At 70.5% G+C, this 15190-nt stretch carries 8 protein-coding genes and 1 pseudogene; 3 read left to right on the top strand and 6 right to left on the bottom strand.

Going from position 1 to position 15190, the window contains the following annotated elements; translation table 11 throughout:
• Nucleotides 1-124 precede the first annotated feature (124 nt).
• The 3 genes from ACFU53_RS40340 to ACFU53_RS40330 are packed head-to-tail and all read right to left on the bottom strand — an operon-like array spanning nucleotide 125 to nucleotide 3837.
• A complete protein-coding gene (locus ACFU53_RS40340) occupies nucleotides 125-1087 on the bottom strand; it encodes a carbohydrate ABC transporter permease (RefSeq protein ID WP_384004406.1) in 963 nt (320 codons plus the stop codon).
• On the bottom strand, nucleotides 1084-2118 hold the full coding sequence (locus ACFU53_RS40335) for an ABC transporter permease (protein ID WP_384004404.1): 1035 nt from the start codon (nucleotides 2116-2118) through the stop codon (nucleotides 1084-1086). The genes ACFU53_RS40340 and ACFU53_RS40335 overlap by 4 nt, the downstream gene beginning before the upstream one ends.
• A gap of 27 nt (nucleotides 2119-2145) precedes the next feature.
• On the bottom strand, nucleotides 2146-3837 hold the full coding sequence (locus ACFU53_RS40330) for an extracellular solute-binding protein (RefSeq protein ID WP_384004402.1): 1692 nt from the start codon (nucleotides 3835-3837) through the stop codon (nucleotides 2146-2148).
• 378 nt (nucleotides 3838-4215) lie between these two features.
• Here ACFU53_RS40330 and ACFU53_RS40325 point away from each other — a divergent pair, with 378 nt between their 5' ends.
• Complete coding sequence (locus ACFU53_RS40325) at nucleotides 4216-7086, top strand: glycoside hydrolase family 3 C-terminal domain-containing protein (protein ID WP_384004400.1); 2871 nt, start codon at nucleotides 4216-4218, stop codon at nucleotides 7084-7086.
• Nucleotides 7087-7227: 141 nt separating this feature from the next.
• Here the strand turns inward: ACFU53_RS40325 and ACFU53_RS40320 are convergent, their stop codons facing one another.
• From ACFU53_RS40320 to ACFU53_RS40310, 3 genes are all read right to left on the bottom strand, one after another.
• Nucleotides 7228-8679: an aldehyde dehydrogenase family protein gene (locus tag ACFU53_RS40320; RefSeq protein ID WP_384004398.1), complete on the bottom strand. Its 1452-nt coding sequence runs from the start codon at nucleotides 8677-8679 to the stop codon at nucleotides 7228-7230.
• A gap of 288 nt (nucleotides 8680-8967) precedes the next feature.
• Nucleotides 8968-10752 carry a PucR family transcriptional regulator gene (locus ACFU53_RS40315; protein ID WP_384004396.1) on the bottom strand — a complete coding sequence of 595 codons (1785 nt, stop codon included), beginning with the start codon at nucleotides 10750-10752 and terminating at the stop codon, nucleotides 8968-8970.
• A gap of 185 nt (nucleotides 10753-10937) precedes the next feature.
• The gene (locus ACFU53_RS40310) at nucleotides 10938-13070 is read right to left on the bottom strand and encodes an ATP-binding protein (protein WP_384004394.1); all 2133 of its coding nucleotides are present in this window, start codon (nucleotides 13068-13070) and stop codon (nucleotides 10938-10940) included.
• A gap of 338 nt (nucleotides 13071-13408) precedes the next feature.
• On the opposite strand from ACFU53_RS40310, the gene gabT reads away from it, so the two are divergent.
• Nucleotides 13409-14752, top strand: a complete 1344-nt coding sequence (gene gabT, locus ACFU53_RS40305; protein ID WP_384004392.1) for a 4-aminobutyrate--2-oxoglutarate transaminase — start codon at nucleotides 13409-13411, stop codon at nucleotides 14750-14752.
• Nucleotides 14753-14971: 219 nt separating this feature from the next.
• Nucleotides 14972-15190 (top strand): annotated as a pseudogene (locus ACFU53_RS40300) (phosphoesterase); the annotation flags it as partial.

Below are 15190 nucleotides of genomic sequence, written 5' to 3'. Positions count from 1 at the left end.
GGGCTGCGCCCTTCAGTCCCCGGAGGCCCCTGGGCTTTTGAGGGGCGCGGGGAACTGCGCGACCAGCCACGAATCACCCGCAGCCGCCGACGAACCCGCACCCCCGAGTTCACAGGCGCCCCGGTCAGCCCTTGATCGCGCCGGTGAGCATGCCCTTCCTGAAGTGCTTCTGGACGAAGGGCGAGAGGACCGCGACCGGGAGGAGGGCCAACACCATGACCGCCATCTGAATGGCCAGCCCCGACAGCTGACCGGTCCTGATGGCCTGGCTCAGACCGACCGGGGCTTCCTGCTTCTGCACGAGCTGGATCATGACGTTCTGCAACGGCATCATCTCCTGCTCGTTCAGGTAGATCGAAGCGTTGAACCAGGCGCTCCAGTACCCGACGGCGTAGAACAGCGTGATCACCGCGAGAACCGCCCGCGACAGCGGCATGACGATCTGCCAGAGGATCCGGAAGTCCCCGGCGCCGTCGATGCGCGCGCTGTCGATGAGTTCCGGCGAGATCCCCATGAAGAAGCCGCGCAGCACCAGGATGTTGAAGATGCTCACCGCGCTCGGCAGGATCAGCGCGAGATAGGTGTCCATAAGACCGAGGGACTGCACCAGCAGGTAGGTGGGGATGAGGCCGGCGCTGAAGAACATGGTCGCCAGCAGCGTCATCAGGATCCAGCTGTGGCCGAAGGATCCGGTACGGGACAGGCCGTAGGCGCACAGGACGGACACCGCCATCGAGAACAGTGTGCCGACCAGGGTGACGAGGATGCTGATGACCGCGGCGCGGGTGACCTGGCCGCCGCTGAGCAGTTCCTCGTAGGCGATGAAGGTGATGCCCTTGGGCACGATCACCAGGCCGCCCGCCTCGTCGATGGTCTGCCGCGACGAGAGGCTGGTGACGATCACGATCCACAGCGGGAAGAGGACCGCCAGGCAGGCGAACGACAGGGCGATGCCCTTGCCCGCCAGGCCGGCCTTCGAGGGCTCCTCCTCCCAGGACGGTCGGGGCGGGGCCTGCCACCAGCGGGGCGTCTTCTCCTGCCGGGCCGGCTCGGTGTCCTGGCGCTGTTCCCACATCACGGACGTCATTTCTTGTACACCCCCGACTCGCCCATGAGATGGGCCACCTTGTTCGCGGCGAGCACCAGGCCGATGCTGACCACGCCCTTGACGAGACCGGCGGCGGCCGCGTAGCCGAAGTCCTGGTTGCGCACGCCGTTCCACCACACGAAGGTGTCGAGGACCTCGCCCGCGCCCGGTCCGACGCCGTCGCGTTGCAACAGGATCTGTTCGAACCCGACGGTCAGGGCGTCGCCGACGCGCAGCACGAGAAGGAGGGCGATCACCGGACGGAGGGCGGGAAGCGTGACGTGCCACATGCGGCGCCAGCGTCCGGCACCGTCCATCGCGGCGGCCTCGTAATGGTCCGTGGGCACCGAGGCCAGCGCGGCGAGGAAGACGATGATCCCCCACCCGGCGTCCTTCCACACGCTCTGCGCGGTGATCAGGAAGGCGAAGGTGTCCGGGTTGGTCATGATGTCGAGGCCGTCGTACCCGTTCTGCCTGAGCAGCTGGGACAGCATCCCCGCCCCGCCGAACATCTGCTGGAAGACGGCGATGACCAGCACCCAGGAGAAGAAGTGCGGCAGGTAGAGGACCGCCTGCGCGACGGCCCGTATCCGGGGCCGGACCACGCTGTTGATGAGCAGCGCGAGCAGGATCGGGATCGGGAAGAACAGCACGAGCTGGACGAAGAACAGCACCAGCGTGTTCTCGACGGCGTTCCAGAAGGCCGAGTCCTCGAAGATCCGCTGGAAGTTCTCCAGGCCCACGAAGGGGCTGTTCAGCATGGACACGATGCCGTTGTCGCTGATGTAGGGGTCGTAGTCCTGGAAGGCGACGACGTTGCCGAGGATCGGCAGGTAGTTGAAGACCATGACCAGCACGACGGCCGGCAGCGTCATCAGGAGCAGGACCCGGTCGCGTCGGAACCTGAGCCGCAGGCTCAGCTTCTCCGGGGGGCGTTTCCCCGGGGAGCGGGTGGCGCCGCCGGGTGTCACCGGGGTCTTCTCCGGCGTGCTGGCCTCGGCACTGCTGCGAGGCACCGTGCTGTGGGACACAGCCGTTCTCCTTGCCTCAGAGCCTGGTCAGCTCGCCGCCGAGCCGTTCTCGTCGAGAAGCTTCTTGTACCAGTCGCGCAGCTTGTCGCCGCCCTTGCTCTTCCAGTCGGAAACGGCCTGCTGCATGTCACTGATCTTCTTGTGCCCGCGGATGATGTCGTCCTCGAGCTGCTCGAAGTCGTTGGCGAGGTTGGTGTAACGGGAGGGCTCGGTGATCTGCAGGCCCCAGAAGGACGACTTCTTGGTGAAGGCGCCCATCCGCTGCTCCCACTCGACCATGGCCTTGGTGTAGTCCGGCAGGTCGGGGTGGGCGGTGGTCGCGGCGGGGCTCGCCACCATGACGTAGGCGTTCATGACCTCGTTGTTGCCCTGGTCGTTCTTGACCGGGATGCCGTCCTTGATCGTGTAGTGCGTGCCCTCGACCCCGTAGTTGGTCATCATCCACTCCTTGGTGCCGTACGGCGCCGCGGTGACGTTGGCGACCGCCAGCGCGTCCCGGATGACGGACTCGGAGGCCTTCTTGCTGATGAAGGCGAAGATGCCGGCCGGGTTCGCGGCGTACAGCACCGGGTCACCGCCGTCGTGGCCCCAGATGTCCATGCCCCAGACCTTGAAGTCGGGGTTCTGGGTGGCCTGGGACGCCTGCTGGCCGTACCACTGGACGATGTTGTTGTTCCAGATCAGGAACTCGCCGGCGGCGAACTTGGGGGCGGGGTCGACGGTCTGGCTCTTGCCCAGCTTGAAGTCGGGGTGGACGACTCCGGCGGCGAACAGCTTGCGCGTCCACTCGATGGCTTCCAGGTACTCCGGGGTCTCGATGCGGTTGATCAGCTTGCCGTCGACCAGGTTCCACCAGAGCGGCTTCTCCCCGCCCCCGATCACCCCGAAGTTGTTCATCGCGGTCCACTTCATGTCACCACAGGCCCACACCTTGGCCCTGGCGTTGGTGATGTCCTTGCACAGGGCCATGAACTCCTCGGCGGACCGCGGGACTTCGTAGCCCTCCTTGTCGAAGATGTCCTGGCGGTAGAGGGGCACGATGGTCGGGACGGACGGGGCGGGCATCGGCAGGCCCATCAGCTTGCCGCCGAAGATGGAGCGCTGCCAGGCGTCGCTGGGGATCGCCGCGAGGTTCGGGTACTCCTTGACCTTGTCGCCGGACAGGTACGGGCCGAGGTCGGCGAACTTGCCGGCGATGGCGCTGGGTATCTTGCCCATCATGTTCCAGCCGGGGATGACGACCACGTCCGGGACGTTGCTGGAGGCGAGGACCGCGCCGAGCTTCTGGTCGTAGGTGTTGCCGTCCTGGTTCCGCCACTGGACGTCGACGCCGATCAGGTCGTTCATCGACGTGTAGTAGGGGTTGTCACCCTTCGGCGGCGAGCCCCAGAACGGCGCCATGATGGTGACCTTGCCGCCCTTGCCGAGCTTCTTCGCAACCGAGGTCTTGAGGGCGGCGCCGTCGAGCTTGGCGGTGAAGCCCATCGACGAACCGTTCCTGGACGGGATGTCCGGCTTCACCACGTTGCTGGCCACGTACGCCGGAAGGATCTTCTTCGCGTCCTTGCCCGACGTGGTGCCCTCACGCGAGCCGCTGTCCGAGCCGCCACAGGCGGACAGCAGCGGCATGCCCCCGGCCACCGCTGCGGCGGCGACCGCCGTGGAGGCGAGGAAGCTTCTCCGGCTGGGCGCGGCGGAGGTGGCGGAGTTCGGCGTCATTGCGTCAACCCTTCATGGCGCACACCAGGACACCCGGCGGTGGCCGTCGGCTGCGGTGTCTTGAGTGGAACTGGCTGTGCTGAAGCGATGATCATCGGAGGGAGGTGAGCACGCGAAGCGTTTCCCTCCACAGTCGAAGCGCTTCGATGTTGCTGCGAGGTTAAGTGAACGACCGGGGGTGCACAAGGGTCGATTCCCAGATTCCTCGGCGGTGCGAACGACCGGAACGACCACTTCCGACCTTCGATATCCCGGCCTGTATGACGGTGAGGAAACGGATCTGTTGCGCCTTGGTCTCTTGACACCCACCCCACGGTCGAATGAGCATCGAAGCGCTTCGAAAGCGCCTCGCCGCTCCACCGCAAAGGGATCCCCAACGTGACCGCACAGACGACGCCCCCGCCGCCTTTCCGCGATCCGCAACTGCCGCTCGCGAAGCGCATCGACGATCTGCTCCAGCGGCTCACCCTGGACGAGAAGATCGCGTTCCTGCACCAGTTCGCACCCGCCGTCGACCGTCTCGGGGTAGCCGCCTTCCGTACCGGCCAGGAGGCCCTGCACGGGGTGGCCTGGATGGGCCCGGCGACGGTGTTCCCGCAGGCCGTGGGCCTCGGCGCGACCTGGAACGACGACCTCGTCCGCCGCGTCGGTGAGGCGGTCTCCACCGAGACCCGCGCGATGCGGGCCCGCGACGACCGCGTCGGCCTCAACGTCTGGTCCCCCACGGTCAACCTGCTGCGCCACCCCCTGTGGGGCCGCAACGAGGAGGGCTACTCCGAGGACCCGAAACTGACCTCGGCGATCGCGACCGCGTACACCCGCGGCCTGCGCGGCGACCACCCCATGTACTGGCGCACCGCCCCCGTGCTCAAGCACTGGCTGGCGCACAACAACGAGACCGACCGCTCCGTCACGTCCTCCTCGGTCCGCCCCCGCGTCCTGCACGAGTACGACCTGCGCGCCTTCCGCGAGACCGTCGAGGCGGGCGCGGTGGCCGGCGTCATGCCCGCGTACAACCTGGTCAACGGCCGCCCCAACCACGTCTCGCCCTACCTGGCCGAGCACCTGCGGACCTGGACCGACGAGCACCTGCTGGTCTGCTCGGACGCGGGCGCGCCGTCGAACCTCGTCGACTCCGAGCACTACTTCGACACCCACGAGGAGGCGACCGCCGCCTCGCTGCGCGCCGGCGTCGACAGCTTCACCGACCACGGCACGGAGAGTTCGACGATGATCGGACGAATCCAGGGCGCCCTGGTCCAGGGCCTGCTGACCGCGGACGACATCGACGAGGCGGTCCGCCGCCAGCTCTCGGTCCGCTTCCGCCTCGGCGAGTTCGACCCCGGGACCGACCCGTACGCCGACCTCAAGGACTTCGACACCCCGGCCCACCGCGCCCTCGCCCAGGAGGCCGCCGAGCAGGCGATCGTCCTGCTGAAGAACGAGAACGACCTGCTGCCGCTCCCGGCCGACACCCGCATCGCCGTCGTCGGCCTGCTCGCCGACGAGTGCAAGCTCGACTGGTACAGCGGCACCCTCATGCACCGCTCGACCCCGCTCGAAGGCCTGTACGACCGCTTCGGCGCCGAACGCGTGACGTTCGCTGAGGGCGTGGACCGCGTACGCCTCAGGGCGCTGTCCACCGGCGCGTACGTCTCCGTACCCGAGGCGGCCGAGGCCGCCGACGAGGTGCGCGGCGCGGAGGGCGCCCTCGACCCGGCGCTCCTGGCCGGGCGCACCGATCTGGCGCCGCTCACCACGGACGCGGACGGCACCGAGCTGGCCCTCATCGACTGGGGCGAGGGCGTGCTCACCTTCCGCGCGCCGGACGGCCGCTACCTCTCGGTCGCCGACGACGGCTATCTGCGTGCCTCGGCCGACCAGCCGGGCGGCTGGGTCGTCCAGGAGACGTTCCGCCTGGAGCCCTCCGATTCCCACGGGAACGGTCACCTCCTCAAGCACACAGGGACAGGCCGGTACGTCACTGTCGGCGCCGACGGAGTAAAGGTTGCCGACAGTAATCCGGAAATTTTCGACCTGGCCGTGACCGAACGAGGTGAGGCGTCCGTCACACGTGCGGCAGCCGAGGCCGATGTGGTCCTCGTGGTCGCGGGCAACGACCCGCACATCAACGGACGCGAGACCGAGGACCGTGCGACCCTCGCGCTACCCGCCCACCAGGAGCGCCTGCTGCGCGCGGCCCGCGCCGCCAACCCGAACACGGCGCTGGTCCTGGTCTCGGCCTATCCGTACGCGGTCGACCCCGCCGACCTGCCCGCCGTCCTGTGGACCGCGCACGGCGGCCAGGCCGCGGGCACGGCCCTGGCCCGTGTCCTCGCCGGTGACGTCTCCCCCGCGGGCCGCCTCCCGCAGACCTGGTACGCGGCCGACGCGGCCCTTCCCGATCTCCTCGACTACGACGTGATCGGCGCCCGCCAGACGTACCTCTACTTCGAGGGCGCCCCGCTGTTCCCGTTCGGCCACGGCCTGTCGTACGCGGAGTTCGCGTACGGAAACCTGGTCACCCACGTGGGTGACGCCGACCTCACGGTCTCCTGCACCGTCACCAACACGGGCGCGGTGACCGCCGACGAGGTCGCCCAGCTCTACGTCCGCGCCGAGGACCCGTCGGTCCCGCGCCCGCGCCGCGAGCTGGCCGGCCACCGCCGCGTCACCCTCGCCCCCGGCGCCTCGACGGAACTGACCTTCCGGCTCCCGCTCTCCGTCCTGGAGTTCTGGGACGTGGCCCACGGCACGTGGCACCTGGAGCCGGGCGCGTACGAACTGCTGGTCGGCGCGTCGAGCGAGGACATCCGCCTCCGTACGACCGTCACCGTCGGGGGCGTGCCGGTCGCCCCGCGCCCGGTCGTCACCCACGGCCTGAGCGCGGCGGACTTCGACGAGCAGCGCGGCACGGAGATCGTCGACCGCACGAAGGTGTCGGGCGACGCGGTGACGCCGACGGGCGGAGAGTCGGGGGGCTCAGGCGGATCGGGCGAACTGCTCTTCCACAACTGCGACTTCGGGGCGGGTGTCACCGAGGTGACGGTGGAGGTGGCGGGCGCGGGAAGCGTCGAGTTCTCCCTGGTCGGCGGCCCGGTGCTGGCGACCCTGGCACTCGGCACGCCCACCGCGAACCCGTACACGTTCACGACCGTGCGTGCCGCCGTCTCGGCCGCCGGCACGCACGACGTCCACCTCAAGCTGCGCGGCCCGCTGCGGCTGGCGCACGTCGGCTTCTCCGGTTGAGGGTCCGGAACAGGCCGACACACAGAAGGGGCCCGGCACCGGAAGGCATCGGTGCCGGGCCTCTTCATCCCGGGATCTGATCCAGACTATATGAAAATGATTGTCACAAGCAAGGGGTGGCCGGGGATTGCTCAGCACCACTCAGAGCTGGAGCCCCGTCAGAACCATCACCCGCTCGTAGGTGTAGTCGTCCATGGCGAAGCGGACACCCTCACGCCCCACACCGGACTGCTTCGCCCCGCCGTACGGCATCTGGTCGGCGCGGTAGGACGGCACGTCGCCGATGACCACGCCACCGACCTCCAGCGCGCGGTGGGCGCGGAAGGCGGTCTGCAGGTCATGGGTGAAGACCCCCGCCTGGAGGCCGTACTTGGAGTCGTTGACGGCGGCGAAGGCCTCCGCCTCCCCCTCCACCTTCCGTACGGTGAGGACGGGCCCGAAGACCTCCTCGCAGGAGAGGGTCACATCGGCGGGAACGTCGGCGAGGACGGTCGGCGCGTAAGAGGCACCGTCGCGCTTGCCCCCGGTGAGGAGGGCGGCTCCGGCCTCGACGGCCTCCTCGACCCATGCCTCGACCCGCTTGGCGGCGTCCTCGCTGACGAGCGGCCCCACGTCGGTCGCGCCGTCGGCCGGGTCACCGGTCATCTGCTCCTCGACCGCGGCGACGATGCGCGGCAGCAGCCGGTCGTACACGGACGCGTCCGCGATGACCCGCTGCACGGAGATGCAGGACTGGCCGCCCTGGTAGTTGGAGAAGGTCGCGATGCGGTTCGCGGCCCAGTCGAGGTCCTCGTCGCTCGTGTAGTCGGCGAGCACGACCGCCGCGCCGTTGCCGCCCAGCTCCAGCGTGCAGTGCTTGCGCGGCGCCGAGTCCTTGATCGCGTAGCCGACCTTCTCGGACCCGGTGAAGGAGATCACGGGCAGCCGCTCGTCCTGGACGAGGGCGGGCATCCGGTCGTTGGCGACGGGGAGGATGCTCCAGGACCCGGCGGGGAGCGCGGTCGCGGCATCCGCGAGCAGGTCACCGATGATCAACCCGGAGAGCGGCGTGGCCGGGGCGGGCTTCAGGATGATCGGCACCCCGGCCGCGATCGCCGGGGCGATCTTGTGGGCGCAGAGGTTGAGCGGGAAGTTGAAGGGCGCGATACCGAGCACGACGCCCTTGGGGAAGCGGCGCGTGAGGGCGAGCCGCCCCTGTCCGCCAAGGTCGGTGTCGAGCCGCTGCGCCTCGCCGCCGTTGAACCGCCGGGCCTCCTCGGCCGCGAACCGGAACACGGACACCGCCCGGCCGACCTCGCCCCGCGCCCACTTGATCGGTTTGCCGTTCTCGGCGGAGATCAGCTGCGCGATCTCCTCGGTCCGCTCGACGAGACGCCTGCTGACGTGGTCGAGAACGGCGGCCCGCACATGCGCCGGCGTCGCCGCGAACTCGTCCCGCACTGCATACGCGGCGGCCACGGCCTCTTCGACCTGCTCGTCCGTCGGCACGCTCACCGTGCCGACCAGGCGGCCGTCCCAGGGTGACGTCACATCGAACGTGGTCTCACCGGTGGCCTGGCGGCCGGTGAGCCAGAAGGCGTGGGTGGCGGTCATAGTCGATCCCGGCCCTTCGGTGGGTAACACATTTCGGCTTCCGGCCCCACGGTAGGGCCGGGGCGGCGGGGGGTCGTTTGTCCGACGCGTATGAGTACTGACGGGGGTTGCGCCGGATTGGCAGGGTGGGGTTGTGGGGAGGCGCGGACGCAGCCCCCTGCCCTTTCAGGGACGGCGGGGAACTGCGCGAGAAGCCCCACCAACCCGAAGCCAAACCCCCATGCGGGGTCGAAGGGGCGGCAGCCCCCGGGATGGGACGAGCAGGGGCGGCGGGGCGAAACCCGCGCCCTACTCCCCCGCCGCAGCCGTCGCCTTCAGCGCCAGCCACAACTCCATCCGCACATCAGGATCGTCCAACGAGCGACCGAGGATCTCCTCCACCCGTCGCATCCGGTAGCGCAAGGTGTGCCGGTGGACACCCAGGTCGGCGGCAGCCGCATCCCACTGCCCATGCCGCGACAACCACGCTCGCAACGAGTCGACGAGGTTCCCCCGCCCGGTCGCGTCGTGCTCACGGAGCGGCCGAAGCAGACTGTCGGCGAAGGCACGCACCGCGTCGTCGCCGAGAAGCGGGAGCACGGACCCGGCGGCCAGCTCCTCGTGCTCGACAAGACAACGCCCACGTCGCCGGGCCACGGACAGCGCCTGCTCGGCCTGCTTGTACGCGGCGGCGGCCGCGATCGGCCCGGCAGGCGCGGACAGCCCGACGACGAGTTCCTCCTCCTCGACGGAGACAGGGACGGCAACGGAGGCGGGGGCAGCGGCGGACACCGGATCCAGCCCGGCCGCCCGCGACGTCTCCAACGCCACGGCGAACTCCCCGCACGCGGCGACCGCCGCACCCCCGTCGACGGCGAGCACAACGAGCCGCTCCCCGTCGGGAACGACGAGCACAGCCTCCCCGGCCCGCGCGGCGGCGGCCTCCACGACCTCGACGAGCTGCCCGAGCAGATCACCGCCCGACCCGACGGCGACCAACCCGCCGGCCGCCACCCGCCCCCCTTCGACAGCCCCGACCCGAATCCCGGCCCCAGCCGCATTCCCGCCCCTGGCCGGACTCGCAGCCTCGGCCCCGGAACCGGAACCGGAACCGGCCCCAGCCGCCGCCCCCTCCACCCGTGCCCGCGCCGCGGACGCCGAGGCCGACTCCGCGAGGATCAGCCGGAACGGGGCGTCCAACAGCTCCCCGTAGAGCCCCCCGGCGACGGCGCGCGCATGGTCGCACTCCCCGGCCAGCAGCATGCGCAGCACGGCCGCGCCGATCCGCTGCTCGGCGGCGTGCAACGAGCGCGACCGTTCCGTCGTGAGCGTCAACAGGGCGATCGCGGAGTGGAGGGCGTACCGCTCGGCCGTGCCGAGTGCCGCCGCCGTGCCGACGGCGAGGGCGGCACGGGCCCTGCGACCGGTGCCGAGGGAATGCAGTTCGACGCGGTCCTCGCCGCCGACGACCGCGCTGGCCGGCGCGGGCCGGTCCCGCAGCCGTTCGACGTCGGCGGTGAGCCGCCCGGCCCGCCGCTCCGCCCATTCGGGCGCCACCGCGACGACCGCACCGGAGGCGTCGTACAGGGCGGCCCACCCGTCGACCTGCGCGGCGAGCGCGCCGAGCAGCCCCTCCGGGCCGTCGGTCAACGTTTGCCTGGTGAGTTCCCGCTGCGCGGCGAACCCCGCCGTCACCGCCCGGTACTGCTCGGCGGCGATGGCGGCCGACACCGCCTTGCTGATGGCGAGGAAGGGCGTGCGCCGGGGCACTTCCAGGAGAGGCAGCCCCTCCCCCTGCGCCGCGTCGAGGAGCGCTTCGGGGATGTCCTCGTAGTGCACCCCGACAGCGAAGCCGAGCCCGACGACCCCGGCCCCCGCCAGCCGCCGTACATAGCGCCGCATCGCCTCCGGATCCTCCGCGTCCAGCTTCAACGCGGTGATCAGCAGCAGCTCCCCGCCCTCCATGTACGGCACGGGGTCGGCGAGCTCACTGGCGTGCGCCCAGCGCACCGGCACGTCCAGGCGGTCCTCGCCCGCCCGCACGGTCAGCTTGAGCGCGGAGTGGTGGACGAGCGAGGCGAGCGTCGGGGGCATGGGACCTTCAGGTCGACGTCAGAGGCGGAGTCAGAGTCAGGCTGAGTGGCGAGCATCGCCTTTTGGCCGCCACGTATGAACGGCCTGCCCCGATTCTGCCTCACCGTACGGTCACAAGCCCCTCGCACCGCACACCGAATGGCTCAAACCGAACGCCGCCACCGACCGCTCCGAGCCGGCCCCACTCAACCCCGCAGATCCACCAGCAACGGCGGCGCGTGCTCGCCCCGCACGTTCGTCAGCGACAGCACGGCGTGGCCCGGCGGCACGCCGTGCGCCAGTTCGGAGGCGGACCACCGTTCTCGTTCGACCTGACGTACGGTCACGGCCCTGGCGGTGGGCGCATGGCCGGTGATCACGCGGCGCAGCGCGTGCCAGGCCTTGCCCGCCGGGGAGTCGGCGATGATCTGCCGGTCGGTGACGTCCCGGGCCTCGGTCCACTCCTTGCCCCAGACTTCGGCGAAGTCCTGCCCGTCCCACGGGGTGAGCCCGGACAGCGCCATCCGGCAGCCGGTGGCACCGAGGAGCGGCCCACGCAACGGCCGGGGCACGTCGTCGAGGGTGCGGAGGGTGAGGACCGTGCCCGCGTTGGCGGACCGCAGCCGCTGGATGCCGCGTACGGCCTCGGGGGTGACGACCCCCGAGGCGTCGTCCAGCACGAGGCAGGCGAACAAGGACCGGTCCTCCCGTACGGCGACGCTCGCGGTGAACTGGGCGAGCACCAGCCGCGCCAGGATGCGCGAGGCGTCGGCGTGGCCGCGCTCGGGGAGGTCGATACGGACCCTTACGGGGTGGTCGAGCGCCCGGAGGGAGAAGGGCCGGGACTGGCCGGAGGTGTCGAAGAACCCGGCGAAGGCGGGCCGGTCGAGGAGGGCGACCCGGTCGGCCAGTACGCCGCTGACGTCGCCGGGGTGTCCGAGCTGGCGTTCCCGCGCGTCCAGTTCCCGCAGCAGCGACTCCTGCCCGGCGTCCTGGAGGGCCTTGCGCAGCTCGCCCAGCGGGCCGGGAGCGCCATCCAGCAGCTGCCGCAGCTGCGGCACCGACGGGAACCGCCCGTGCACCGCCCGGAACGGCCCGAGCAGTTGGGCGAGCACCGTCGTGGAGCGCCGGCTGTCGCCGCCGGGGTGCGGGTCGGCCAGGTCGCCGACGAGCGCCTCCGCGAGGACGGCCGCGGCCTCGTCGGGGTCCGTGGTCCCCCCGTACAGGTCGAGGTCGTACACGGACTCCGGGCTCCCGATCCGCACGACGACGTCGTACGCGTCTGCCGGTCCGAGTCCCGCCCCCGCCGCGCTCACGACCACCACCGCGGCCCGCCCGGCGAGCGCGTGCAGACAGAGCGACTCGGCGACGGGCCAGACCAGGCTGCCGGTCTTGCCTGATCCGGCGGGCCCGACGGCCAGCAGGGACGTGCCGAGCAGTTCGGGGCCCAGGGCGAGGCCCGTGCCCCGGTAGGCGTACGGGTTGCGCGGGTCGTCGACGGTGCCGCCCAGGCGGACCTGCCCGGTGACCATGTCGTGCTTGGCGAGACGGCCGGGCAGGTCCCGCTCCCCGGAGGGATGCAGACAGGCCGCCGCGCCGTCCTTCAGCACCGCGCCGGTGAACGTCGCCAGACTGTGCCGACCGCTCCGCACGCCCTGCCACGCCCGCACGATCCGCGCATGATCGACATCCCGCATGAGCCCGGACCGCGCCTCGGCAACCAGCCGGTCCGCGGCTTCGACGGCCCCGGCCTCCCGAAGCTGGTTCCACTGGGCGGGGTCGTCCTGGGCTGCGGGGGCCGCCTGCTCCGGCGGCCGACTGCGGAAGCGCGGGGCGACGTAGCGCCGCCACACCTCGCCCCAGCGGCCGAGCCGCGCGACTCCGACCAGGATCATCAGGGCAACCAGCAGCTTGTACCCCTCGTAAAGGATGTATCCGCCGACTGCGCCGCCCTCACCGGAGGAGCCCTGCCAGGAGTCGGGAGCGATCAGGTCGAGTGGGATCCACCACCAGTAGCCGAGATAGCCGTTCTGCAGCAGGGACCAGACGAGCCAACCCACCAGGAAGGCGATGAGGGCCCCGCCGAGGAGCTGTCGTTTCGGGATCTCCTCGGGTTCCTCGTCAGGTCGAGGCGTGTGCCCGAACCGCCACACGCCTGGTGCCGCGTCCGGCCGCGGTGTCCGCAGCCAGGCGAGAAAGGAAGACCCGTCCGGCATCGGAGGAACACCTGGTGCGCGCGCGGGCCGAGGGGGCATCTCTGGTCTCTCGGGTGACCCCGCCGGACGCGGCACGGGATTCGCATGCGTGCCCCGCGCGTCCCGCGTTCCGTCGCTGTTCATCGCGCTTGCCCCCTGACCAGCCGTTCCGTCCACCATCAGCGAGCCAATCTAACGCTCCCGCAAGGGGAGTTCACCGTTTACGCGGCCGGGTGGATCCCTGTGCTCACCGTATTACGCCGCCGGGCGCCCACACCCGTGCCCACCGTTCCTCCATGTCCACCGCGGACAAGACGAACCCTCGACAACGCCCACATGGAGCATGCCCACCCTCCGGTCGCCGCCCTAGCCTGCGAGAAAAGAAGGCAAGCGTCCGAAAACATCCTCACCGGTCGGCGCGAGCGCCGACCCGCCCCCGTACGCCCCATGTCGTACACACGCACGATCACCAGGGAGCCCCCATGACCGCCCTTCCGCCGCTTCCCCAGGAGCGCCGCGTAGTCACCGCCATCCCCGGACCGAAGTCCCAGGAGCTGCAGGCTCGTCGTGTCGCCGCGGTCGCGGCGGGGGTGGGGTCGGTGTTGCCGGTGTTCACCGCGCGCGCGGGCGGCGGCATCATCGAGGACGTCGACGGCAACCGGCTGATCGACTTCGGCTCGGGCATCGCCGTCACGAGCGTCGGCGCGAGCGCGGAGGCCGTGGTCCGCCGGGCGACCGCCCAGCTCCAGGACTTCACGCACACCTGTTTCATGGTCACTCCGTACGAGGGCTACGTCGCGGTCGCCGAGGCCCTCGCCGAGCTGACCCCCGGCGACCACGCCAAGAAGTCCGCGCTGTTCAACAGCGGCGCCGAAGCCGTCGAGAACGCCGTGAAGATCGCCCGGTCGTACACCAAGCGACAGGCCGTGGTCGTGTTCGACCACGGCTACCACGGGCGCACCAACCTCACCATGGCGCTGACCGCGAAGAACATGCCGTACAAGCACGGCTTCGGCCCCTTCGCCCCCGAGGTGTACCGCGTCCCGGTGGCGTACGGCTACCGCTGGCCGACCGGGCCGGAGAACGCCGGCCCGGAGGCCGCCGCGCAGGCCATCGACCAGATCTCCAAGCAGGTCGGCGCGGAGAACGTCGCCGCGATCATCATCGAGCCGGTGCTCGGCGAGGGCGGCTTCATCGAGCCGGCCAAGGGCTTCCTGCCCGCGATCAGCAAGTTCGCCTCCGCCAACGGCATCGTCTTCGTCGCTGATGAAATCCAGTCCGGTTTCTGCCGCACCGGGCAGTGGTTCGCGTGCGAGGACGAGGGCATCGTCCCGGACCTGATCACCACCGCCAAGGGCATCGCCGGTGGTCTCCCGCTCGCCGCCGTGACCGGGCGCGCGGAGATCATGGACGCGGCGCACGCGGGCGGCCTGGGTGGCACCTACGGCGGTAACCCCGTCGCCTGCGCGGGCGCGCTCGGCTCGATCGAGACGATGAAGGAGCTGGACCTCAACGCCAGGGCGAAGAACATCGAGGCGGTCATGAAGGCCCGCCTCACCGCCATGGCCGAGAAGTTCGACGCCATCGGCGACATCCGCGGCCGCGGCGCCATGATCGCCATCGAGCTGGTCAAGGACCGTACGACGAAGGAGCCCGACCCGCAGGCGACCGCCGCGCTGGCGAAGGCCTGCCACCAGGAGGGCCTGCTGGTCCTGACCTGTGGCACCTACGGCAACGTGCTGCGCTTCCTGCCGCCGCTCGTCATCGGCGAGGACCTGTTGAGCGAGGGCCTCGACATCATCGAGCAGGCGTTCACCCTCATCTGACGCACGACGAACGGCGCTGAGCGCCCCTTTTGCGGGGCGCTCGCATACGGAATCTCCCATCAGCCTCCGACGTCCCACGCTTCCCGGAACCGGAATCCGATCCCGGATTCCGGTCCCTGTGGACAAGCGTCAGAGGGCGTGAAGAAGGTGTGCAAGGTGCATGATGGGCCGCGATTCCACCTGTCATCACCGCACTCCCTGCCGTAGGTTCTGATGCAGATGAGAGATACACCCCGCCCACAGGGGACTGTGGGTGACACCGGGTCGGGGCCTCCCCAGCTTCGCCCTGGTCGTGCCCTCGCGCACACACCCGGAGCTTCCGGCTCCGGATCTCCTCACCGATCGGATGGCCGCCCGCCCCAAACCCCCCGGGGCGTGCGGCACACCGATCCGGTCGGGGGGGGGCGCGCACCCCCCCCCCCGGGCGGGCGGGCCCCC

The sequence above is a fragment of the Streptomyces sp. NPDC057474 genome, from assembly GCF_042802555.1.
GTDB lineage: Bacteria > Actinomycetota > Actinomycetes > Streptomycetales > Streptomycetaceae > Streptomyces.
This window is presented reverse-complemented; position numbering and strand designations above follow the sequence as displayed.

Bases quoted from the DNA above. Each gene is read 5' to 3' on its own strand.
- ACFU53_RS40330 (WP_384004402.1), bottom strand. From the start codon at position 3,837: ATGACGCCGAACTCCGCCACCTCCGCCGCGCCCAGCCGGAGAAGCTTC.
- ACFU53_RS40320 (WP_384004398.1), bottom strand. From the start codon at position 8,679: ATGACCGCCACCCACGCCTTCTGGCTCACCGGCCGCCAGGCCACCGGT.
- ACFU53_RS40310 (WP_384004394.1), bottom strand. From the start codon at position 13,070: ATGAACAGCGACGGAACGCGGGACGCGCGGGGCACGCATGCGAATCCC.
- gabT (WP_384004392.1), top strand. From the start codon at position 13,409: ATGACCGCCCTTCCGCCGCTTCCCCAGGAGCGCCGCGTAGTCACCGCC.
- ACFU53_RS40340 (WP_384004406.1), bottom strand. From the start codon at position 1,087: ATGACGTCCGTGATGTGGGAACAGCGCCAGGACACCGAGCCGGCCCGG.
- ACFU53_RS40315 (WP_384004396.1), bottom strand. From the start codon at position 10,752: ATGCCCCCGACGCTCGCCTCGCTCGTCCACCACTCCGCGCTCAAGCTG.